Source organism: Urechidicola sp. KH5 (assembly GCF_054661455.1).
Genome location: NZ_BAAFSW010000001.1, coordinates 373,769 through 396,006, shown reverse-complemented (window position 1 = coordinate 396,006; position 22,238 = coordinate 373,769). Strand labels below are relative to the sequence as shown.

Below are 22,238 nucleotides of genomic sequence, written 5' to 3'. Positions count from 1 at the left end.
AAAGGCTTATCTCACGATAAGCCTTTTTTTATATAGATATGTCACACTGAGCGAAGTCGAAGTGCAGTTTAAGTGTCGCATAATAAAGATTCTGAAATAAATTCAGAATGACGAAAACGAAATATGAAACAATTAAATTTTAAAACTTTTAGCAAAAAACGCATCTCAGATACGGTAACTCCAGTAGGATTGTATTTGAGATTTCGAGATAAATATCCGAACACGCTGTTGCTAGAAAGTTCAGATTATCACAGTAAAGAAGAGAGCTTTTCTTTTATCTGTATTGAGCCTGTTGTAACCATTAAAACTGAAGAGCATCGTCTTCAATTGGTTCATAAAGGAAACAAGGTCGCCGACCAAGAAATAGGTCGTAATTTCAATACGCTTTTTCAAGAATACTCACAGAGTATTGCATTAGATTGTCCCGCTGAATTAAAGTCGTTTAACGGACTTTATGGATATACCACTTATGATAGTGTGCAGTATTTTGAAACCATTGCTTTTAAAAATCCACCAGCACCTTCTGCTATTCCGTTCTTACAGTATAGTTTTTACAGGTTTATCATTGCGATCAATCACTTTAATGATGAAATGACATTGATTGAGAATCTTGAAGAAGGAACTGAGGCACGCATCGATGAAATTAAAACCATTATAGATGCTCAGGCCTTTAATACGCAAGAATTTGCTATGGTGGGTGATGAGACATCTAACTGCACCAATCAAGACTTTATTGAGTATGTGCGAAATGCAAAAGCACATTGTAAAAGAGGAGATGTGTTTCAATTGGTGTTGTCACGTCAGTTTCAGCAATCGTTTAAAGGCGATGAGTTTAATGTGTACAGAGCGTTGCGTTCTATAAATCCTTCGCCGTATTTATTTTATTTTGATTACGGTAGTTTTAAGTTAATGGGTTCTTCACCTGAAGCACAAATTAAAATTACCAATGGTAAAGCCATTATTAATCCCATTGCAGGTACGTTTAGAAGAACAGGAGATATGGCCGAGGATATTAAACTTGGTAAGATTCTTTCGGAAGATAAAAAAGAGACTGCGGAACATGTAATGTTGGTAGATTTGGCTCGAAATGATTTGAGCAAGCATGCCAATCATGTAAATGTTGAGGTATTTAAAGAAGTACAATATTTTTCTCATGTCATCCATTTGGTTTCAACCGTACAAGGTGAAATTAAAGGGGATCCGATAGAGATTGTTGGAGATACTTTTCCAGCAGGAACTTTAAGTGGTGCTCCAAAATACAAAGCCATGGAATTGATAGATAAATATGAAAATCAGCAAAGAGGATTTTATGGAGGTGCAGTTGGAATAATTGGCTTAGATGGTTCAGTTAATTTAGCCATCGCTATTCGATCATTTGTAAGTAAAAATAACACCTTGTATTACCAAGCAGGTGCCGGAATAGTGATACATAGTGACGAACAAAAAGAATTACAAGAAGTAAACAATAAATTAGCAGCGCTTAAAAAGGCGTTGGTTTTAGCAGAAGAGATTTAAGATGAATATTTTAATAATAGATAATTACGATTCGTTTACCTACAACCTTGTGCATATGGTTGAAAAAATTACTGGTGTTTTTCCTGCGGTTTACAGAAACGATGAAATTAGTGTTGAAGCCGTTGGTAATTATGATTTAATTATGTTATCACCGGGACCTGGTATTCCTGATGAAGCAGGAATTTTGAAAGAGGTTATTGCAACTTATGCTGGTAGAAAACCCATTTTTGGAGTTTGCCTTGGTCTACAAGCGATTACTGAAGTTTTTGGCGGAACAATTATCAATTTAGAAGATGTGTTTCATGGGGTTGCTACAGAAATGAAAGTTACAGATACCAATGCCACCATTTTTAAAGATATTCCCGAATCATTTCTAGCGGCACGTTACCATTCTTGGGCTGCAACAGATGTTGGTTTTCCTGAAGAAATAATAGTGACAGCAAGAGATGAGGATGGATTAATTCAAGCCATTGAGCATAAAGAATATATGATTAGTGCAGTTCAATTTCATCCAGAGTCAATTTTAACGGAGGTGGGAGAACAAATGGTTAGAAATTTTATTGATGCTAGTAAGTAATGAAACAGATTTTAAACAATTTATATCAGCATAAGCGATTAACGAGAGAAGAAGCAAAATCAATATTGATCGATATTGCTCAAGAAAAATACAACGATGCGCATTTGGCTTCGTTTATGACTGTTTTTATGATGCGTCCTATTACGGCAGATGAGTTAGGTGGTTTTAGAGATGCCTTAAAGGAATTGGCAGTTACCGTAGATTTATCTGAATTTAATACCATAGATATTGTAGGTACTGGAGGCGATGGAAAAGACACCTTTAATATCTCAACCATGACCTCGTTTATTGTTGCAGGTACAGGTCAAAAGGTAGCGAAACACGGTAATTATTCGGTGTCTTCAAAATCGGGTTCTTCTGATATGTTGCAGTATTTCGGATATGAGTTTACCAATGATGAAGCAATTTTAAAACAACATTTAGAAAAAGCGAACATTTGTTTTTTACATGCCCCGTTTTTTCATCCTGCAATGAAAGCAGTAGGACCTACTCGAAAGGCCTTGGCTTTAAAAACGTTTTTTAATATGTTAGGGCCATTGGTAAATCCGAGTTCCCCACAAAATCAATTGTTAGGTACATTTAATCTAGAAGTAGCACGATTGTATAATTATATATTGCAAGAAGAAGACTCTAATTATGGAGTAGTTCATGCCTTAGACGGTTATGATGAAATTTCTTTAACCGGTGGATTTAAGTTGTTTACCCGTTCTGGAGAAAAATTAATATATCCAGAAGATTTGGGCCAAAAGACTTTTAAGCAGTCGGATATTTATGGAGGTAATTCTGTTGAAGAAGCGGCTGCAATATTTAAGAATATCATTGAAGGAAATGGTACAGAGGCTCAAAATAGTGTGGTGTTAACAAATGCGGCTATTGCTTTGCAAATTGTGGATGATGCTAAGAGTTTTCAAGATAGTTTTGAATTGGCAAAAGAGTCACTATTTGGCGGGAAAGCGAAAGCGTGTTTAGATAATTTAGTTAAAAAATAATACTGTGAATAATATATTAGAAACCATAGTTGCACACAAAAAGCAAGAAGTTGCACGTGTGATGTCAGAGATAGAAGTTAGTACATTGGTCAAGAGTCCGGGGTTTCAACGAGAACCGATTTCACTAAAAAAGTCGTTGTTGGATCCTAAAGGATCTGGAATAATTGCTGAGTTTAAACGGCAATCACCTTCAAAAGGAATTATTAATGACAAAGCTGAAGTTGAGGAGGTAACAGAAGGGTATTTGAGTGCTGGAGTTGCTGCACAGTCTATATTAACCGATCAAGAATTTTTTGGTGGTACAATCTTAGATTTGGTAAAAGCTAGAGATATAAATACAACAAAGCCAATTTTACGTAAAGATTTTATTGTAGATGGTTATCAAATTGTTGAGGCAAAAGCCATTGGTGCTGATGTGATTTTATTGATAGCAGCTTGTTTATCGGAGCAACAATTACGTCAATACGGAAATTTGGCAGAAGACCTAGGATTAGATGTATTATATGAAGTGCATAATCAGGAAGAATTAGATAAGATTGGCGACTTAGATAATAAGATTATAGGAATTAATAATCGCAATTTAAAAACCTTTGAAGTAGACCTAGAACATTCAATCGCATTGGCTTCTCAAATTCCAGATACGAGCATTAAAGTATCTGAGAGTGGCATTAGTGATCCAAGAACTATTATAGGTTTAAAAGAATATGGTTTTCAAGGATTTTTAATTGGAGAGAATTTTATGAAAACAGAAGACCCAGGTTTTTCGTGTCAAGAATTTATTAAGCAATTGGGCTAATGAAAATAAAGGTTTGTGGCATGCGCGAAGCGCAAAATGTTGAAAAGCTAATAAATTTGAAGCCAGATTATATAGGCTTTATATTTTACGGTAAATCAAAAAGATATATATCGCAATTTCCACAAGTCAAGATTCCAAACTCCATTAAGAAAGTAGGAGTTTTTGTGAATGAATCTGTAGGTGAGGTTATTCGTATTATTAAAGAATGCGATTTGCAGGTTGTTCAATTGCATGGCGATGAAACTGTAGAGTATTGCTCTAATTTATTGCGAGCTATCACCGATACTTCACCCAATTTTGTTGCAATTATCAAAGCGTTTTCTGTTGATGATCACTTTGATTTTGAAAAAACAAAAGCCTATGATCCGTTTTGTAACCTATTTATTTTTGATACAAAAGGTGTAGGGTATGGTGGAACTGGATTAAAATACGATTGGAATTTACTAGAAAAATATAACGGAAACACACCATTTTTACTAAGTGGTGGTATAGGAGTAAACGATGTAAATGCTGTTTTGGATTTTCAACATGTAAAAATGGTTGGAGTAGATTTAAACAGTGGTTTTGAAGATGCTCCTGGGGTAAAAAACATTGAGAAATTACATTCATTCATTAAGAGTGTGAAAAAACAAAAAATATGAAGTCAGAATTTCAAGTTGACGAAAATGGATACTATGGGCAGTTCGGGGGAGCGTTTATCCCAGAACTTCTATTTCCTAATGTAAAAGAATTGGAGGATAACTATTTGGATATTATCAATTCTGAAGAATTTCAAAAAGAGTATACGTATTTACTAAAGGACTATGTAGGTCGTCCAACGCCTTTATATTTGGCTCCTAGACTTTCAGAAAAGTATGGTGGTACTATTTATCTTAAACGTGAAGATTTAAATCATACAGGAGCACATAAGGTGAATAATACTATTGGACAAATCCTAATTGCAAAGAAATTGGGTAAGAAGCGCATTATTGCTGAAACTGGAGCAGGACAGCATGGTGTTGCAACTGCTACTGTGTGCGCCTTAATGAATATGGACTGTGTGGTGTTTATGGGTGAGACGGATATTAAGCGTCAAGCTCCAAATGTTGCACGTATGAAAATGCTTGGAGCTACTGTTGTTCCCGCAACAAGTGGAAGCAAAACTTTAAAAGATGCAACAAATGAGGCCATTCGTGATTGGATTGGAAACCCTGAGGACACCTATTATTTGATAGGTTCAGTAGTTGGACCACATCCATATCCTGATATGGTGGCACGTTTACAGGCCATTATTAGTGAAGAAATGAAATGGCAATTAAAAGAAAAAACAGGAAAAGAGAATCCCGATACAGTGATTGCATGTGTTGGTGGAGGCTCGAATGCAGCAGGAGCATTTTATCATTATCTAGATGATAAGGAGGTGCAGTTAATTGCTGTTGAAGCCGCTGGATTAGGAGTGCACAGTGGCGAGAGTGCTGCAACTTCTCAATTGGGTGATGTTGGTGTATTACATGGAGCTAAAACCATTTTAATGCAAGATACTTATGGTCAAGTGGTAGAGCCTTATTCTATTTCTGCTGGTTTAGATTATCCAGGAATCGGACCATTGCACGCCTTTTTAAACGAGAGTGGAAGGGCTGATTTTATGAATGCAACAGATGCGGAGGCATTGGAGTCTGCGTATGAACTAACAAAATTAGAAGGGATCATTCCTGCACTTGAAACTGCACATGCATTGGCTGTATTAAAGAAAATGGAAATATCAAAAGATCAGGTAATCATTATTAATTTATCTGGAAGAGGAGATAAAGATTTAGAAACTTATATTAAGCATTTAAAAGATGAGTAAGTTACAAGCATTATTTAGTAAGAAAGATTATAACCTATGTTCGGTATTCTTTACTTCTGGGTTTCCTAACCTCGAGGATACCACAACAATTATTGAAAAGTTAGGAGAAAGTGGTGTGGATTTTATTGAAGTAGGGTTGCCTTATTCAGACCCTATGGCAGACGGACCTACCATTCAACATAGTAGCTCGATGGCTTTAAATAATGGGATCAATTTAGATGTGATATTTGACCAATTAAAATCCATTAAAGAAACAAATGAAACCCCTTTAGTGTTAATGGGATATTTGAATCAGGTTTTGAAATACGGAGAAGTTACATTTTGTGAACAATGTGTTGCATGTGGAATAGACACTGTTATTTTGCCAGATTTACCAATGATTGAATACGAATCAAAATATAAAGCGCTTTTTGCTAAGTACGGTATTTCTAATGTATTTCTAGTCACGCCTCAAACATCAGAGGAGCGAATACGTAAAATCGATGCCATGACAGAGGCTTTTATTTATGTAGTAGCTTCTGCCTCTATTACAGGTGCAAAAGGAGAGATTTCTGAACAACAAATCAATTATTTTGAACGAATCAAATCCATGAATCTAAAAAGTAAATTAATAGTAGGGTTTGGTATATCGAATAACAATACGTTTAGCAAGGCTTGTGAGTATATGAATGGTGCCATTATTGGGTCGGCTTATATTAAGTTCTTAGGAGAACATGGAGTAGAAAAGACGGGTGATTTTGTAAATGGTATTTTGAATTAGAGCAAACAATCCATCCAATCAGCGAACATATGTAATAGTAGCCCAATGGCTACTATTCTTGTTTTTTTCTGGATCAATCCAATTAAATACATTGCGATTGCAGGATAGGAATGCAATGGGTGGAAACCAATGCTACATCTGTTAGGGTCAAAAATGGGGTTAGCCCATAAATGATCCAAATCTACTAACATAGTGGTAACTAAAATCAAGGAGACTTTCATCCACTGTTTTTTATAGAAAAGATACGCAATTAACAATGGTGCTATAAAATGCAGTCCGTAATGGATGATGAATTTAAGGTTCATATTGCAAAAGTACAGTTATTAAAACCACTCACTGTATTGATCTACCCGAAAATCGAACGTGGTGTATTTTGGGTTTTCTAGTTTTCGTTTCTTGTATAGGGGATTGCTCCCTATTGCTCTATTTGCTGAGCCAGAGGGAGAGGTAAGTGAAACGGTTTTTACAATTAGATTATTCTCCAATCTAACTTGATGTAACCTTGGAATATCATTGGAAACCAAATCTAATTTTAAATTATAATCCTTTAAATGTTTTCTAAAGAAATACTCTGGACCATTCATAGAATTTCCGCCTGTGAAAAGAAGTGTGTGGATACTAGGATGTTTTTTTATGTATCCAATTAAATCTCTTAGTTGGACGTTTCTCATTCCTACATCCGAGGCATCAATTTTTTCTCGTGTACAAGAGTCTACGATATCGCAAACTCCGATTTTATGTTTGCGCAAGAAATTCTTGCGCTGTTCTATGGCCAAATGAGTATTGTTGTATTCTAAATTGAGGGCATAGATTTTATCGATATACAACCATAGGGAATTGTAAAAACTTCCATAACAAAAATCAACATCTTGAGGCAATAACTCACCGGTACTAAACCGAGGAGGCGGTAAGGTGCCAACAATCAGTTTTTCTGTGTCTTCAAAAATAAATGGAGCATATGGGAGTTTGTGTTTAAACATTAATACACTTTTTCACCATTTACATAGGTAGCAATTACTTTTGTGTCTGGAATTATTTTTAAATCAACCTCCATAAGGTTGTTCTCTAAAATGGTGAAATCTGCAAATTTACCCACTTCAATACTCCCTTTTTCGTTTTCTTCAAAATTGGCATAAGCAGCCCAAACAGTCATTCCTTTAATTGTTTCTTCACGGGTTAAAGCATTCTCAATTTGAAAACCACCTTCAGGATAACCTTTGGTGTCTTGTCTTGCAGTTGCTGCATAAAACGTTAAAAAAGGATTTACATATTCTACCGGAAAATCCGTGCCTAATGTTATTTTACCGTGTTGTTTAAGCAAGTCTTTAAAAGCGTAACCACCTTTTAAACGTTCTGCTCCTAATCTATCTTCGGCCCAATACATATCGCTTGTGGCATGGGTTGGTTGAACAGAAGGAATAACATTCTTAAAACTCTCAAAATCTTCTGGCGAAACAATTTGCGCATGTTCAATGCGCCATCTACGATTTGTTTGGCCCTCTAATTCTCTTTTATAAATGTCTAAAAGTAAATGATTGGTACTATCTCCAATGGCGTGTGTATTCATTTGAAATTTTGATTTCGCAATGCGTTTAGCAGTTGTTTCAAAGAATTCTATACTATTGCTTAATGTACCATGATGATGTGCTCTATCGCTATATGGTTTTCTTAAAGTAGCCCCTCTTGAGCCTAAAGCTCCGTCACCATAAATTTTAAAAGAACGAACATTCAATCGTTCTGTTTTATAAAGACCTTTTTCTAAATAGTAATCTAAGTTTTTTGTAGTACCACTAACCATGGCATATACGCGCATTTTTAACTCATTTATTTGTTGAAGGCTATCTATCAATTCAATAACAGATCTGTCTAATCCCGCATCAGTCACTGTCGTTAGTCCGTATGAAAAGCATTCTCTTTCTGCTTGTTTGAGTGCCGCTATTTTTTCTGTTGTAGTAAATTCAGGTCTCTTTGCTAAAACGTAATCTGCTGCTGCATCAAGCAGAACTCCAGTTAATTGTCCATTTGAGCGAATAACTTCTCCACCAGCTATTTCAAAATCATTAGAAACAGAGGCTAAATCTAGCGCAGCTTGATTTGCAATAATAGCATGACCATCTACACGTTCAAGCGCAACTGGTGTATTTGGAAAAAGAGCATCTAATTCTTTTTTTGTGGGAAACTCTTTTAGTTCCCAATCGTTTTGATCCCAACCACGGCCATAGATATAAGACACCTGACGTTCTTTTTGAAAATTTTGTACACGTTCTAAAATCTGCGCATAGCTATTTGTTCCCATTAAATCAACCGCTAACATATTGGTTCCTAAACCATAAAAATGGCAATGACCATCTATCAACCCTGGGAAGATTGCTTTACCTTTTGCATCGATAAGTTTAGAAGTACTATAGTTGCTCTGAATCTGTTTGACACTTCCCACTGCTATAAACTTTCCATTTTTAACAGCAAAGGCTTCTGCTGATTCAAAAGTATCATTTATCGTATAAATGTTACCGTTGGTTACTATTAAATCAACCTCTTCTTTTGACGCACAACTCCAAATTAAAAGAGTCAATGCCACATATATTATAGATTTCATGGTTCTATTGTTTAATGGGTTCAACATCTAAATATGTATCCATTAAATAAATTAATGAAGTCATTGCAGCAGCACCCAATTCTAATTCTCTTTTATTTACTTGTTCAAAAGTATCTATTGAAGTATGATGATAATCAAAATACCTCTGGCTATCAGGTCTGTAACCAGCTAAGGTAATGGTGCCATCTTTTAAGGGAGAAATATCTGCGCCAGCACCTCCTTTAGACCAATCGTGTAAACCATAAGGTTCTAAAAGTGACTTCCAACTCATAAACAAGGCTTTGTTATCTTCATTTCCATCATAAGAAAATCCACGAGGTGTAAATCCACCTGAATCAGATTCTAAGGCAGCTACATGAATTTCTTTTTTCAATTTGGCTTCTTCTGCATATTTTTTAGCGCCTCTAGTTCCGTTTTCTTCGTTCATAAACAATACGACTCTAATGGTATGCTTAGGTTTGATGCCTGATAGTTTTAACAAGCGTAATACTTCTAAAGATTGTACTATACCTGCTCCATCATCGTGCGCACCTTCACCTAAATCCCAAGAGTCTAAATGACCGCCAACTGTGATGTATTTATTTGGATGTTCAGTACCTACAATTTCTCCAATTACATTAAAAGAAGGAGCGTCTGGTAAGGTCTTGCAACTTTGCTTAAAGTAAAATTTGAGATTCGGATTCTCTTTTAAATCGGCACTTAATTGCTCTGCAGCTTTTGTGCTGATTGCTGCAGTTGGAATATATAGCTCTTCTGGAATATCACCATAGCTCATGGTGCCAGTATGCGGATAGTCATCAATACTCAAGGTCATTGAGCGCACAATTGTACCTACGGCACCAAAGGGAGCACAAATACGAGCGCCTGAAAATCGTTGGTCAACACAACCACCATAGGCTCTAAAAGTATTGATAAGGGTCGCATCAAACGGACGATTAAAAAAGACGATTTTACCTTTTAACTTATCTCCTAATTGCTCTGCTTCTTCAAGACTTTTTACTTCAATAACTTCTGCAGTTATTCCTGTGCTTTTTGTTGCTATAGAGCCACCTAATGCGCAAATAGCAACCTCTGTTTTTTGTCCATTAATGGTATAGTAGGCTTCTTCTTTTTCGCCACGTTCCCAATGAGGCACCATTACAGGTTGCAAGGTTATATTTTCAAATCCTTCTTCTTTCATAATTCGTTCTCCCCATTCTACAGCCATTTGAGCTTCTGGAGAACCTGATAATCTTCCACCGATATTTTGAGTTAAATCACGCAACCACTCATAGGATTTTCCTTCGGTTAACCCCTTATTAAAAATGGATTTGATTTGAATAGAATCTTTTGGATGCGTAGCATTATTAACTGTGGTTTTAGAGGTGTTGTTTGGCGAGCAAGCCATGAAAAAAATAGCTGCTATCGCCAAAAGGTTGAAGTGTTTCATTAGGTTGTTTGTTTTGTAAGTGCTAAAGGTAGTAAATAGCAAAGAAGTTTACAGAATTATATCCTGAAAACAGTAGGTTACTTCCTTGCTACCTGAAGTTGGAGCAGGATAATTTCTAAATGTTTTCTCACCAAGTTTAAAAGAAACAGGGGATTTGAAAATTGGGCCATCAAAGCAAAAGGTGTGGAATTCACCATTTTCGCCGCACGGATCTACGTTTTTGGGTAAACTTTCTAAAAATGTTTGGTCGATTGCTTTTCCAACAAAATGTGCTGGTACTAAATTGGTGTTGGCACAAATAATGACCGTCTTAAATCCTAAACTTAGAAATTCTTGCAATAACGATCTAGTATCAATTTTCCAAAGAGGGTAGAGACTTTTGAATCCATATGGTTGTATCAGTTTTTCGCGATAGTCTTTTAAATCCTCTAAAAAAATATCGCCAAATGCAGTGTGAGTGTAACCTTGATTTTTGAGGCATTCATACTTTTTGCCTAACCTTTCTTCATATGTTTTCATAGTGGCCTTTTCTGGTAATTCAATGGTGTCTAGAGGAATATCTAAACAAGTCGCTTGCGCTTTTAAAACATCGATGGGTAGTCCATGTATGGTAACTCGTTGGTAGTGTTTATTAACTGTAGTTACCAATTTGTCTACAGCAATATTTTGGGATTTGAGTTTGTATAAAGCTAGAGCAGAATCTTTTCCAGAGCTCCAATTAAAAAAGGTTTTTTCTTGCATTACTTCTAAATGTAAAGTCTTAAATTTTTTTCCAATTTAAAATGATACCGATAATGGTAATTAGAATTCCAAAAATTAAAAAGACATCTGCCAAATTAAAAACGACGGCATTTAAAAATCCTTTTTCGATGAGAATAAAATCTACAACTTCTGAGCTAGAAAGACGATCTATAATATTGCTAATACCACCTGCAATTGCAAAACCAGCTCCAAATGTTGTGAGTCTTGAGAAGTCTGAATTTTTATATATAAATCGAATCAAGTATAATAAGAATAAGGCTGGTATTATTTGAAAGTAAATTCCTTTAATCAGAGGAGAATGATTTGAGCCAAAACTCAAAGCACCACCTGTATTCATCATTATTTTAAACGATAGTAGATTGTCTATTACTGAAACTACTTCATTTTTAATCAAATTTGATTGAGCCCAATATTTTGAGTATTGGTCGATGAGTACGCCAATAACAACAGTAGAAATAAATAAAACATTTCGTTTGGTTGGGGCAAATTTCATGTGAGTACGCCTCTAGTCGATTAATTGCTGTACCACAAAGTTAAAAATCAAATTTATATATAACACCACCTAGTGCTTGAATTCCTTGCACTTCAAAATTTGTATAACGCTCGTAGTTGGTGCTAATGATATTATTTAGTCTTACAAACGCAGATAATCTATCAGTAAACTTATAGCCTCCATTTAAATTTAAATCTACATAGGCATCTAACTTTACCTCTTCTGGAGTGCCACCAAACGGAACTACAAAATCATAGCGCTCATTAGCAAAATATAAGTCTGCACCGGCATACCATTTTTTTGTGGTGTAATTTGCACTGGCAGTTGCAGTAAGTGTTGGAAGGTTCCATGCTTTAGATTGCTCGTCTGTGGTAAAGTTGTTATAGGTAACATTACCATCTACTGTCAATTCTTTAGAAATATAAAATTCTAAATTAGCTGCTACTCCTAAGGTTTTTACATCATCGTATACTACCCCAAAAGAGTTTCCTGCTTCATAAGCATTTGTAGGAAGTATGGTGCCATCTGTTTTAGTAGGGTTATTGATAAACATTGCTTTGTTTCTTTCGCTTTGATAAGAAGCTTTAAAGTTATAGCCAACATTCGCAGCCAATTTACCTTTAGCTCCTAAAAATGCATTGTATTGTTGATCTGTTTGCTGCATGTTTAAAGTTGGAGCTACAAAAGGATTGTCTTGAGTGAATTCTCTATAACTATTTTGTTCTAAATCTCCTGTTGCGCCTACATAAGCAATTAATGCTTCTTCCATGATTTTGTATGAAGCAGTTATATTTGGATAAGCGTAAAATTGATTTTCTTGATTTTCTAAATCAAAACTATAATATACTCTTGCTCCTAAATTAATTGATAAATTGTCTCTCAAAACTTCTAATCCAGGACTAGCACCAATATTTAAAAAGCTGTAGTTAATATCATCATTGGTCAGATAATTTTGATTGAAAGACCCTGTGATGTATTCTAATTTAGTTGGCATGTTTATTAGTTCTGAAGAAATTGGGAATTCAATTTCGGGAGTCACACTAGCTTGAATTTCTGAACTGCTGTAATCATCTCCAAAATAGTTGATCTTAAGATCTCCTCCTTTAAAAATTCCGCTTTCAAATCTGATTTTACCATTGGCAAAAACATTTAAATAAGACTGCTTTGAGTCAATTGAACTAATAAAATTATCGTCGTAAGTAATGTCTTGTGGAAGACCATACCAGTTAAATATTTGATGATTTAAGCCAAGCTGTGTTTCCCAATTGTAATCACGTTCAAACTGTTTGTAAAATAAAGTTAAATGAGTGTCTGAAAAATTATCATCTACCAAAACATCTTTAATTCCACCACTAGAAGAATGGTGTTTTAAAAAGGCACCAAAATCATTTGATCTGCTGCTACTGCTATGTACAAAAGCTTCAACATGTGGTGTGGTATAATTACCAAAACCTACAGCCACAAAATTATCGTAAATCTTATCGATTGGTTCACGTACAACACTCTGTGCTTTTCCTTTACTAGGAGTAAAGGTTGAGGCAACAGGAACAGAGAAAAACGAGTACGTAATGCTGTCTTTCTGTTGATTGTTATTATCTATACTCGGATTATCTTTTAATTTAAAGGCATCTGAAATAGTTGGTGTATATGGTTTAACCACCACAATTTCATCAGTTCTTAACGTATCTCTTTCTTGCTGAGCAAAAGGAGTAGCGGCGAACAAGAAAATTAGGGTTATGCTAAATAAATTTTTCATTGTAAATCTGATTCTTTGTGGGTTGGTTATTCTGGTTTTACTGAATCGTTTGTTTTTGCTTCTTCTGCTTTAATTCGTGCCAATTCAGTTTCTGCATCTTCAACAACATCTTCGTATTGTTCAAAGTTCTTCATCACACTTTCTAAAATGTAGGTAGCTTGAAAAGCATCGTCTAGATTGTAAAAATTCTTTGCCATAATTACCAATCCTTTTCCACCCCAATATTTATAAGCAGCATATTCTGCGGCAATTTTTTGTACAATTTTATTCGAGACTCTATAGCTACCATCAGTATGTTCGAAATAAGCATCAAAGTACAAGGCTTCCGCCATTAACTCGCCTGTAGCGGTTGCTTCTACTTTTTTATAAGCAGCTCTCGCTTTATTTAAATCGCTGGTTTCTATAGCGGATCTCGCAATAATAATTTGCGCATCTGAAGTGACGATATCGTCTATCTTAGGCAGTGCCAATACTTCTTCGGCATAACTTACGGCATTGGTGTATTCTTGCTGTTGGTAATACCCTTTCATTAAATTAGATTTCGCAAAAATGGTGTTTTGATCTGAGCTACTTGTTTGCTCTAATTGCTCTAAGGTTGGTATGGCTTCTGTCCAAGCTTCTTCTTCTAAAAGAACTTGCGCATATTTTGCTAAACTTTGTTCTGTATATTCATTTTGTTCTTGATCTATTACATATTGGTAATGGATTTTCGTTGCTTCTAACTGCTCTTCGGTAAATAAAGTTTGCGCTAGGTAGAAATGAGATGGCAAGGCATGCAAACCATTTGGAAATTCTTTTAAATATTTTTCGAAAGCAGTGATAGCTCTATTTCTATTGCCTTGCAAATATTGACGTTCTGCTGACTCATACATGTCGTTGTCTAAATCTGCATCGGTTACATTTACATAGTCTATATTTTTAACCCACGACGCGTATTCATCTGCTCTTCCTAAATCAACATAAATTTGACGAACACTCGCAACGGCTTGTTTTGCCTCTGGCGTATTTTGATAAGTGTCTGCCACTCGTTTGTAAGTGGTTAAGGCTTTTTCATTTAAATCGTTATTGTAAAATAATGCACCTTTTTTAAGCATAGCTTTTGGCACAAGTGGACTACGACCTATCTCTGAAATAAGTGCGTTATAATTTTCGATGGCCTTATCAGTATTATTGGCATCAATGTATTCATTTGCTAAAACATAATAGGCATCATCTCTATAGGCCGAACGATTAAAGTTGCTTAAAAAGGTTTCTAAATCAGCAATTTTCTTTGGGTCTTGACTTAAATAGCCATAACATACGGCTCTTTGAAATAAAGCATAGTCAGAGTCTGGAGCTTGGGAGGTATAGATTTTAGTATACGTTTCAATGGCTTTTTCATAATTACTAGCCACAAAGTAGGTGTCAGCTAAACGAAGATAACTATCGTTCAATTTATTACTGTCTGTTGGATTTTTAAGAAGGTAATTCTCGAATTCTACACCTGCTTTTTCGTAATCTTTTATTTTGAATAAGGTGTAGGCTAAGGCGTAATTAATATTGTTGTACTCTTCGGTGTTTTTAGCATCAGCACTAGCATAGAATAAATTAAAGTTGGTTAGCGCAATTTCAAATTCATTAAGCTGATAATTCGATTCTGCCAACCAATACCTACTTCTCAATTCTAAAATTTTATCAGATGGTGTTTCTAATGATTTTTGAAATAAAACAGAAGCTTTATCAATTTTATTTTCATTGTACAGCTGAATTCCATTATAAAAAGTAGCTTTTTGATACAAAGGACTATTGGTGTTTTTTTTGTCTTCTAAATAGCCAACAGCTCCTTTATAATCTTGTGAGCTTAAGAATGAACTGATAATTAATGACTCAATATGAGCAACCTCTTTTGATTTAGGATATTTATCTAAATACTCTTGTAATACTTCTGGCACACTTTTATATGGATTACCAATATCATAGCTCAACTTGGCATAGTTTAAAAATGCTTCTTCTTGAATGGTTGGGTCAAAATCCATTTGGGCTGTATTTCTAAATGCATTTAATGCTTCAGACTTTTTATTTGATTGTAAATAGCATTCTGCTAAATGGTAATATGCATTTTGGGCAACAGCATTTTTGCCACCAATGATTCTGTTGAAATATGAAATGGCATTTTCGTAATCTTTTAAGGCGTAATATGAATATCCTAATAAATAATAATCGGTATTATTCCATTTGCCACGTGTTCCCTTATAGTTTTTTAGATGAGGAATAGCCTCTTCGTATTGCTCTAAATTAAAATAACTCTCTCCTATAATCTTAGATAGTTGTGAATGTTCTTCTCTTTTAGTAGATGCTAGCAAAGGTTTTCCTAAGTCTAAAGCTTTTTGGAATTTTCCCAATTTAAAATTCATGTCTGCTAGGTAATACGATACATTTTTTTGATAATTAGCATCAGTAACAACTTGACCTAAATATTGGTCTGCAGTATCATAATCATCTTCCGAATATGCAATGTATCCATAATAGTATTTAGCTTGAGATCCATATTCAGGTGAGTCTAAAATTTTAACAAAGTAATCTTTAGAAGCGTTATAGTTTCTTGTAGCAAATAAAGAATAGCCATATTTGAAATTGTACTCCTCTTGTTGGTGCGAAGGCAAACCATTTAAATTTACTTTTTTATACCATTTTAGTGCATATGGGTATTTACCTACTTTATAGTAGTAATCTGCAGTTTCTATAAACGCATTGTTTTGCTTTGTGCTTGTTGGATATTTTTTTACAAATTCTAGCATTAAATTATCTGCGTTTTGCTGATTCAATCTAATGGCGCAATTGGCAATATAATATTCACAATTCGCTTGATATTCAGATCCTTTTTCAAATGTATCAGACAAATTGTGAAACACTTGTTGAGAAGCTAAATAAGCTTTGTCTTTGTATAGTGTTAGGGCACGTTTGTATTCTTTTAAAGGCTCTGTATAGGTGGCAGATTGTTGACTAAATGAGTGTAATGTTACTGTTAATATACAGCAAGCAAGTAGGGTTTTTAAGTTCATTTTCAACGCGTTTAGTGCAAGTTTGGTTTTGTAAAGTAATTATTACAATAACGTGCAATTTGCCTTAAATTGCATATGAAAATGTTAATTTTTTTTAAAATTAATTAACAGAATTTAAGTGCCTTATTCACATCTATTCTGCTAAAAGCTCATCTATTAACGTATTGAATTCGTTTATAAAATCAAGGTAATAGTCGCCTGTTGCAGGACCAGAAAAACCAGTGTGTATATTTCTTACGTTTCCTTTTTTGTCAATTACAATTGAAGTTGGAAAAGACATTACATGATTAAGCATAGGAAGTGTTTTAGCCGCATCGCTTTTAGAGGAAGTTCCTGCAACGACATAATCATAACCCACATTGTATTTTTCTTTCATCACTTTAACACGATTACTTGCATAGTCAAAATCATCTTTTACCTCATAGGCCAAACCTATTATTTCAATTCCACGATTTTTGTTTTTGTTGTACCATTCGGTAAGAAAAATAGTTTCATCCATACAATTTGGGCACCACGTCCCAAAAAGTTGAAGCACAACTACTTTATTTTGATATTTTTCATCATTTAATGATACGGGGTTACCATCTAAATCGGGGAAGGTAAATTCAATTTTATCAAAACCTTCTTTTAGGTAGGTTAAACTATTGGCATCTGGTAAACTTGCGTTTTCATCTCTTGTTGCTTTAAATTTTTTGTTACCTGTTTTACCAGACCAATATTCACCAGATAGAGAAATAGGGTCATCTAATTGTGCTTTAAAAATATACATGTGATTACCGTCAAAAGCGTAGAGTGTGAAGTCATTATCAGTCGCTATTCCTTCTAAAAACCTGTAGTCGCCAGTTTTACTTAGAATAGTTCCTTTTAATTTATTTTCTTCAGAATTAAAGATGGCAACTTTTTTATTGTTTTCATCATCTGTATCAAATTGAAAAGACCACTTTCCATTAAACGCATCAGAAGTTTGAGGTTGGTCCAAACGCTCTTTTTTACCAAAGTTTGCCTTAAAAGGCAGTACGTAATCTTGAGCATAATTCTTTGTATAGGTGCCAGCAAGCGAGTTGCCTTCTATTTTTGCAGCCACATCTATATCAAATATATGCATGGTGAAAAAAACAGAATCATTTACAACCTGTACTTCGTCCAATTCAATAATATTATCTCCATCATGCAGATTAATTCGATATTGGTTGTTTTCATTTTTTACCTCAAATACAAATGGTAATTGCTGATTTTGAATAGTGATTTCTCCTCGCCAAAATCCGGATTTAAACTCGGTTGGTTGGATTTCTTTATTGCAAGAAGTCAACAGTATAAGTGATACAATGAAAAATAGAACAGTTGAGCGCATTTTATGTGGATTTAGTTTATGTATGGTGTTTGCTAACACAGGCGTAAAATCGGAAATTTCTTTGAAAGGTTACATATATTTAGCTAAGTTTGTGAATCGTTAAGCCAACAGCATGCAAAACCCTATACTTTTTTTAAAAGAAGCCGCAATTTTTCAAAGAGATAATCTCGTGTTAAAAGATGTGAATTTGGAAATTACTGAAGGTGATTTTGTGTATCTGATTGGCAAAACAGGTTCAGGTAAAAGTAGTTTGATGAAGACTCTATATGGCGATTTACCATTAAAAGAAGGTAGAGGAGCGATTGTTGGTTTTGATTTGTCTGTTTTAAAGGAAAAACAAATTCCCCATTTAAGAAGAAAGATTGGTATTGTATTTCAAGATTTTAAATTGTTAAATGATAGAAGTATTGAGGCAAATTTAAGATTTGTTTTAAGAGCTACAGGTTGGAAATACAAAGAAAGAATTGATGCCAAAATATCAGAAGTTCTTGAAAAGGTTGGGATGCATACAAAAGGATTTAAAATGCCATTTGAAATTTCTGGAGGTGAGCAGCAAAGAGTGGCTATTGCAAGAGCCTTATTAAATGATCCTGAATTGATTATTGCCGATGAACCAACTGGAAATTTAGATCCTAAAACTTCGGTTGAGGTTATGAATGTATTGGAAGAGATTCATAAATCGGGTAAAACGATTTTGATGGCAACGCACGACTACGCCTTGATTATGAAATACCCTCATAAAACATTAAAGTGTGAGGGCGATGAATTGTACGAGGTAGTACAGCAAACAAATGTGTAGTTTATGGCCAAAAAAGTTGTACTCACTGTAATTAATGATGTTTCAACAGATCAGAGAGTGCATAAAATTGCTTCTTATTTTGAAGAAAAGGGATTTGAGGTTCAGGTATATGGAAGACTATTACCAAATACCATTTTTGTTGAGAGATCTTACGAAATAGTTCGGAAAAAACATTGGTTTAATAATAACTTTCTATTCTACGCCGAATATAATTTTCGATTATTTTTTTATTTGCTTAAAACTAAACATGATTTACTTTATGTAAATGATTTAGATACATTGTTAGCCTCTTATATAAGTACAACTTTTCACAAGTCAGATTTAATTTATGATAGTCATGAATATTTTATTGAAACTCCAGAATTGCAGGGGCGTAAGTTTGTACAGCGTGTTTGGAAATTTGTGGAACGATCTATTTTACCTAAATTAACCAAAGCTATTACTGTAAGTGAGCCTATTGCAGGTGAATACCGAAAGTCATATGGAATTGAAATGAAGGTTATTCGCAATTTACCAATATTAGAGGAGCAAAAAGAATACAAACAAGTTAGTTTTCCTACGAAGCATCGAGTAGTGTTGTATCAAGGTAAATTAAATCCTGGTAGAGGACTGAAACCTATGATTAAAGCATTACATCATGTGAACAAAGTTGATTTGGTAATTATTGGATTTGGAAAAGTACAAAATGCTTTGAGGTCATTTGTAGAAAAAGAGGGACTAGAACAGAGAGTCCATTTTTTAGGTAGAATTCCCTATAACGAGCTTTATAATTATACCATTAAAGCCGATATAGGAATGGTTCTGGAAGAACCATATGGCAAAAGTTTTAAGTATAGTTTACCAAATAAACTCTTTGATTTTATCCATTGTGGAATTCCTATTTTGGCGTCAAATTTACCGGAAGTTGAGAGGATAGTGAAATCATATAATGTTGGATTGATAGTACCATCTCACAATCCAGTTGATATCGCGAACTCAATTAGGAAACTGTTAGACAGCCCTAAACTTAGAACTGAATACATCGAAAATCAGAAGGTAGCAAGAAAAGAGTTAAATTGGCAAAATGAGATTAACCAATTAGATGAATTTTTAAATTAGATTTCGTATTAAACCTATAGTTTCAATAATAATTCCTTCTTTCAATCAATTTTCTAAATTGAAAACTTGTTTGAAGAGTATAGAACAGCAAACCTTTCAAGATTTTGAAGTTATAATAGTAGATGGAAGTTCTACAGATGGAACGCCTAATTATCTCAAAAAATTACAATACCCTTTTCGAGTATTATGCGAACCAGATGATGGAGTTTATGATGCTATGAATAAAGGAATTGTTCTTGCCCAAGGAGAGTGGTTGTATTTTATGGGTTGTGACGATAGATTAATAAGTAAAAATATTTTGGAAATTTTATTTCAAAAGAATCTTTCAAATACCGATTTAATTTTGGGTTCGATTAAATATGAAAATTCAAGTAATAATTCATTTTTTTTAAATAGAAAAAGTCGAATGGTTTATCCATCGTGGGGAATAAAACTTTGGATAAAGAATTCGATTCATCATCAAGGTGCATTTTATAAATCGGAACTATTTGACCAAGAAAAGTTTGACTTAGCATATAAAATACTAGCAGATTACAATTTAAACTTACAACTTTTTAGAAGAGGTGTCAATGTGCGCAAATTGGAGGAACTCATAGCTATTTGTGGTCCAAATGGATTGTCAAAATCAAATGAATGGAAAATTTATAGAGAGGAAATTAGATTAAAGGTGAATAATAGTACTTTTATCTTTAAACCTCTCTTTTTCTTAATTAGTTTGAGTAAATATTTAATAAAACAACTATCACCTACTTCTTACTCAAATAATACAGGTTCAATCCAAGAATAAATCCGTTCGTTATTATAATTGGCCAAGACGTAGCTAGCATAAATCCGTAAATGATAAATAATAGTGCGCCTACAGAATTTACTTTTCGAAGCGTATTTACATTTTTCATTATGAATGAAACTATCAATACAGCTGAGGCTAAATAGCCAACCCATTCGGTGTAAGAAATTCCCAATATCATTTGCAGTAATTTTAATGCGAAAATACAATTTTCAGATAGAATTGTTAACGGTTTTTTGAATCAACAGTTTTTAGTTAACTTGCCACTATGAAACAATTTTTATTTGCACTTACACTTATATTATTAATTGGGTGTAGTAAAAAAACTGAAATGACTTCGCCGGAAGTTGTTCAAGTAGATTATGAGAAGCTAACGCCATATTTACAAGCTGTAGAAGGGAAAGTTAGAATCATTAATTTTTGGGCTACCTGGTGTAAACCGTGCGTTGAGGAGATACCTGAGTTTCAGGAATTATATGCTAATTACAAGGATAAGAATGTAGAGTTAATCATGGTGAGTCTTGATTTTGAAAACCAATATGAGGCAAAATTACTTCCATATATTGCAGAGCATCAGTTGCAAGGGATACAATTACATATGATAGATCCCGCCCAAAATACTTGGATATCTCAAGTTTCAAAAAGTTGGACCGGGGCCATACCTGTCACCATAGTTGTGAGCGAAAATAAAAGTGAGTTTTTCGAACAACCTTTAACTTATGAAGAATTAGAAACAGTGTTAAAAACACACCTAAATAAATAGTATGAAAAAATATATAATGGGTTTAGCAGTGCTAATTGTTGTGGCGTTTGCTTTTACCAAAGTACCATCTGCGGGATATAAAATTGGTGATATTGCCACAGATTTCAAGTTATTGAATATTGACGATACGACAGTGTCGATGTCAGATTTTACAGATGCCAAAGGTTTTATTGTTGTATTTACCTGCAACAGCTGTCCGTATTCTGTGGTGTATGAAGATCGCATTATTGCTTTAGATAAAAAGTATAAAGAGCTTGGATTTCCCGTAATTGCAATCAATCCTAATAATCCAGAAAAATCACCAAAAGATGATGTTGCTGGCATGAAAGTCAGAGCTAAAGAAAAGGGATTTACCTTTCCTTATTTGTTTGATGAAGGTCAGCGTATTTACCCATTGTATGGTGCAACAAGAACTCCTCACGTTTATATCCTTCAAAAAGAAAGCGATTATTATATGGTTGAGTATATAGGAGCCATTGACGATAACGCTCAGAACGCATCAGCGGTAAAAGAAAAATTTGTAGAAAATGCTGTAGATGCTCTTTTAGCTGGAGAAGAAATTGACACTAAAACTACAAAGGCAATTGGTTGTACCATTAAAAAGTAATAGATATATATCGAAATATAGAGAAGAGGCCACTGGCCTCTTTTTTTATGGTTTTACCTTTCATTTTGAGATTGGGCCACTTTAACTATCAAAAAAGACATTTCATCTAAAAAGTGAAGTTTGAGCTAATAGAACCGTCATACATTTGTAGTATAAAACAAAGAGAATAAGTTTTTATAACATATATATTCGATTAAAGAGAGTTTTTCATAGTAATTAGTTAAGTTAGTTTTTCATGGACTGTCGAGAGTGTGGATTCTCGACAGTTTTTGATTTTGTTAGCTCCTTAAA

General features: G+C 34.3%; 21 protein-coding genes. 12 read left to right on the top strand and 9 right to left on the bottom strand.

Annotated features, from left to right (window positions below):
* Positions 1–123: 123 nt before the first annotated feature.
* From ACYQ5R_RS01880 to trpA, 7 genes are read left to right on the top strand one after another with little or no spacing between them, the layout of a single operon-like run.
* Positions 124–1,515: an anthranilate synthase component I family protein gene (locus ACYQ5R_RS01880; RefSeq protein WP_460189208.1), complete on the top strand. Its 1,392-nt coding sequence runs from the start codon at positions 124–126 to the stop codon at positions 1,513–1,515.
* Position 1,516: 1 nt separating this feature from the next.
* Positions 1,517–2,092 carry an anthranilate synthase component II gene (locus ACYQ5R_RS01875; protein WP_460189207.1) on the top strand — a complete coding sequence of 192 codons (576 nt, stop codon included), beginning with the start codon at positions 1,517–1,519 and terminating at the stop codon, positions 2,090–2,092.
* Positions 2,092–3,081, top strand: coding sequence for an anthranilate phosphoribosyltransferase (gene trpD, locus ACYQ5R_RS01870; protein WP_460189206.1), 990 nt, complete (start codon positions 2,092–2,094; stop codon positions 3,079–3,081). Before ACYQ5R_RS01875 ends, trpD begins: the two co-directional genes overlap by 1 nt.
* A gap of 4 nt (positions 3,082–3,085) precedes the next feature.
* Positions 3,086–3,877, top strand: coding sequence for an indole-3-glycerol phosphate synthase TrpC (gene trpC, locus ACYQ5R_RS01865; protein WP_460189205.1), 792 nt, complete (start codon positions 3,086–3,088; stop codon positions 3,875–3,877).
* On the top strand, positions 3,877–4,518 hold the full coding sequence (locus ACYQ5R_RS01860; RefSeq protein ID WP_460189204.1) for a phosphoribosylanthranilate isomerase: 642 nt from the start codon (positions 3,877–3,879) through the stop codon (positions 4,516–4,518). Before trpC ends, ACYQ5R_RS01860 begins: the two co-directional genes overlap by 1 nt.
* Positions 4,515–5,705 carry a tryptophan synthase subunit beta gene (gene trpB, locus ACYQ5R_RS01855; protein WP_460189203.1) on the top strand — a complete coding sequence of 397 codons (1,191 nt, stop codon included), beginning with the start codon at positions 4,515–4,517 and terminating at the stop codon, positions 5,703–5,705. The genes ACYQ5R_RS01860 and trpB overlap by 4 nt, the downstream gene beginning before the upstream one ends.
* Positions 5,698–6,465: a tryptophan synthase subunit alpha gene (trpA, locus tag ACYQ5R_RS01850; RefSeq protein WP_460189202.1), complete on the top strand. Its 768-nt coding sequence runs from the start codon at positions 5,698–5,700 to the stop codon at positions 6,463–6,465. The genes trpB and trpA overlap by 8 nt, the downstream gene beginning before the upstream one ends.
* Here the strand turns inward: trpA and ACYQ5R_RS01845 are convergent.
* The 9 genes from ACYQ5R_RS01845 to ACYQ5R_RS01805 form a co-directional block, all read right to left on the bottom strand.
* Entirely contained in the window at positions 6,462–6,770 is a 309-nt protein-coding gene (locus tag ACYQ5R_RS01845; protein WP_460189201.1) for a DUF6122 family protein, read from the bottom strand. The genes trpA and ACYQ5R_RS01845 overlap by 4 nt on opposite strands.
* Before the next feature lie 18 nt (positions 6,771–6,788).
* The gene (locus tag ACYQ5R_RS01840; RefSeq protein WP_460189200.1) at positions 6,789–7,445 is read right to left on the bottom strand and encodes a uracil-DNA glycosylase family protein; all 657 of its coding nucleotides are present in this window, start codon (positions 7,443–7,445) and stop codon (positions 6,789–6,791) included.
* A complete protein-coding gene (locus tag ACYQ5R_RS01835) occupies positions 7,445–9,061 on the bottom strand; it encodes an amidohydrolase (protein ID WP_460189199.1) in 1,617 nt (538 codons plus the stop codon). The genes ACYQ5R_RS01840 and ACYQ5R_RS01835 overlap by 1 nt, the downstream gene beginning before the upstream one ends.
* Before the next feature lie 4 nt (positions 9,062–9,065).
* On the bottom strand, positions 9,066–10,490 hold the full coding sequence (locus ACYQ5R_RS01830; protein WP_460189198.1) for a M20/M25/M40 family metallo-hydrolase: 1,425 nt from the start codon (positions 10,488–10,490) through the stop codon (positions 9,066–9,068).
* 48 nt (positions 10,491–10,538) lie between these two features.
* Positions 10,539–11,231 (bottom strand): Dph6-related ATP pyrophosphatase, encoded by a 693-nt coding sequence (locus tag ACYQ5R_RS01825; protein WP_460189197.1) that lies wholly within the window; start codon positions 11,229–11,231, stop codon positions 10,539–10,541.
* A 19-nt stretch (positions 11,232–11,250) separates the two neighbouring features.
* Entirely contained in the window at positions 11,251–11,745 is a 495-nt protein-coding gene (gene lspA, locus ACYQ5R_RS01820; RefSeq protein WP_460189196.1) for a signal peptidase II, read from the bottom strand.
* A gap of 40 nt (positions 11,746–11,785) precedes the next feature.
* Positions 11,786–13,501 (bottom strand): TonB-dependent receptor, encoded by a 1,716-nt coding sequence (locus tag ACYQ5R_RS01815; protein ID WP_460189195.1) that lies wholly within the window; start codon positions 13,499–13,501, stop codon positions 11,786–11,788.
* Positions 13,502–13,527: 26 nt separating this feature from the next.
* Complete coding sequence (locus ACYQ5R_RS01810; RefSeq protein WP_460189194.1) at positions 13,528–16,542, bottom strand: tetratricopeptide repeat protein; 3,015 nt, start codon at positions 16,540–16,542, stop codon at positions 13,528–13,530.
* A gap of 133 nt (positions 16,543–16,675) precedes the next feature.
* Positions 16,676–17,893: a peroxiredoxin family protein gene (locus ACYQ5R_RS01805; RefSeq protein ID WP_460189193.1), complete on the bottom strand. Its 1,218-nt coding sequence runs from the start codon at positions 17,891–17,893 to the stop codon at positions 16,676–16,678.
* A 112-nt stretch (positions 17,894–18,005) separates the two neighbouring features.
* On the opposite strand from ACYQ5R_RS01805, the gene ACYQ5R_RS01800 reads away from it, so the two are divergent.
* The 5 genes from ACYQ5R_RS01800 (at position 18,006) to ACYQ5R_RS01780 (ending at position 21,947) form a co-directional block, all read left to right on the top strand.
* Positions 18,006–18,692: a cell division ATP-binding protein FtsE gene (locus tag ACYQ5R_RS01800; RefSeq protein ID WP_460189192.1), complete on the top strand. Its 687-nt coding sequence runs from the start codon at positions 18,006–18,008 to the stop codon at positions 18,690–18,692.
* Between the two features lie 3 nt (positions 18,693–18,695).
* Entirely contained in the window at positions 18,696–19,790 is a 1,095-nt protein-coding gene (locus ACYQ5R_RS01795; RefSeq protein WP_460189191.1) for a glycosyltransferase, read from the top strand.
* Positions 19,786–20,577, top strand: coding sequence for a glycosyltransferase family 2 protein (locus ACYQ5R_RS01790; protein ID WP_460189747.1), 792 nt, complete (start codon positions 19,786–19,788; stop codon positions 20,575–20,577). Before ACYQ5R_RS01795 ends, ACYQ5R_RS01790 begins: the two co-directional genes overlap by 5 nt.
* A gap of 331 nt (positions 20,578–20,908) precedes the next feature.
* Positions 20,909–21,340, top strand: coding sequence for a TlpA family protein disulfide reductase (locus ACYQ5R_RS01785; protein ID WP_460189190.1), 432 nt, complete (start codon positions 20,909–20,911; stop codon positions 21,338–21,340).
* A gap of 1 nt (position 21,341) precedes the next feature.
* Positions 21,342–21,947 (top strand): thioredoxin family protein, encoded by a 606-nt coding sequence (locus ACYQ5R_RS01780; RefSeq protein ID WP_460189189.1) that lies wholly within the window; start codon positions 21,342–21,344, stop codon positions 21,945–21,947.
* Positions 21,948–22,238 lie beyond the last annotated feature (291 nt).

Coding starts and splice junctions, on each gene's coding strand:
- ACYQ5R_RS01810 (WP_460189194.1), bottom strand. CDS start 16,542: ATGAACTTAAAAACCCTACTTGCTTGCTGTATATTAACAGTAACATTA.
- ACYQ5R_RS01785 (WP_460189190.1), top strand. CDS start 20,909: ATGACTTCGCCGGAAGTTGTTCAAGTAGATTATGAGAAGCTAACGCCA.
- trpD (WP_460189206.1), top strand. CDS start 2,092: ATGAAACAGATTTTAAACAATTTATATCAGCATAAGCGATTAACGAGA.
- ACYQ5R_RS01840 (WP_460189200.1), bottom strand. CDS start 7,445: ATGTTTAAACACAAACTCCCATATGCTCCATTTATTTTTGAAGACACA.
- ACYQ5R_RS01845 (WP_460189201.1), bottom strand. CDS start 6,770: ATGAACCTTAAATTCATCATCCATTACGGACTGCATTTTATAGCACCA.
- ACYQ5R_RS01805 (WP_460189193.1), bottom strand. CDS start 17,893: ATGCGCTCAACTGTTCTATTTTTCATTGTATCACTTATACTGTTGACT.
- ACYQ5R_RS01780 (WP_460189189.1), top strand. CDS start 21,342: ATGAAAAAATATATAATGGGTTTAGCAGTGCTAATTGTTGTGGCGTTT.
- trpB (WP_460189203.1), top strand. CDS start 4,515: ATGAAGTCAGAATTTCAAGTTGACGAAAATGGATACTATGGGCAGTTC.
- ACYQ5R_RS01835 (WP_460189199.1), bottom strand. CDS start 9,061: ATGAAATCTATAATATATGTGGCATTGACTCTTTTAATTTGGAGTTGT.
- ACYQ5R_RS01815 (WP_460189195.1), bottom strand. CDS start 13,501: ATGAAAAATTTATTTAGCATAACCCTAATTTTCTTGTTCGCCGCTACT.
- ACYQ5R_RS01825 (WP_460189197.1), bottom strand. CDS start 11,231: ATGCAAGAAAAAACCTTTTTTAATTGGAGCTCTGGAAAAGATTCTGCT.
- ACYQ5R_RS01795 (WP_460189191.1), top strand. CDS start 18,696: ATGGCCAAAAAAGTTGTACTCACTGTAATTAATGATGTTTCAACAGAT.
- ACYQ5R_RS01800 (WP_460189192.1), top strand. CDS start 18,006: ATGCAAAACCCTATACTTTTTTTAAAAGAAGCCGCAATTTTTCAAAGA.
- ACYQ5R_RS01880 (WP_460189208.1), top strand. CDS start 124: ATGAAACAATTAAATTTTAAAACTTTTAGCAAAAAACGCATCTCAGAT.
- ACYQ5R_RS01875 (WP_460189207.1), top strand. CDS start 1,517: ATGAATATTTTAATAATAGATAATTACGATTCGTTTACCTACAACCTT.
- trpA (WP_460189202.1), top strand. CDS start 5,698: ATGAGTAAGTTACAAGCATTATTTAGTAAGAAAGATTATAACCTATGT.
- ACYQ5R_RS01830 (WP_460189198.1), bottom strand. CDS start 10,490: ATGAAACACTTCAACCTTTTGGCGATAGCAGCTATTTTTTTCATGGCT.
- lspA (WP_460189196.1), bottom strand. CDS start 11,745: ATGAAATTTGCCCCAACCAAACGAAATGTTTTATTTATTTCTACTGTT.
- ACYQ5R_RS01860 (WP_460189204.1), top strand. CDS start 3,877: ATGAAAATAAAGGTTTGTGGCATGCGCGAAGCGCAAAATGTTGAAAAG.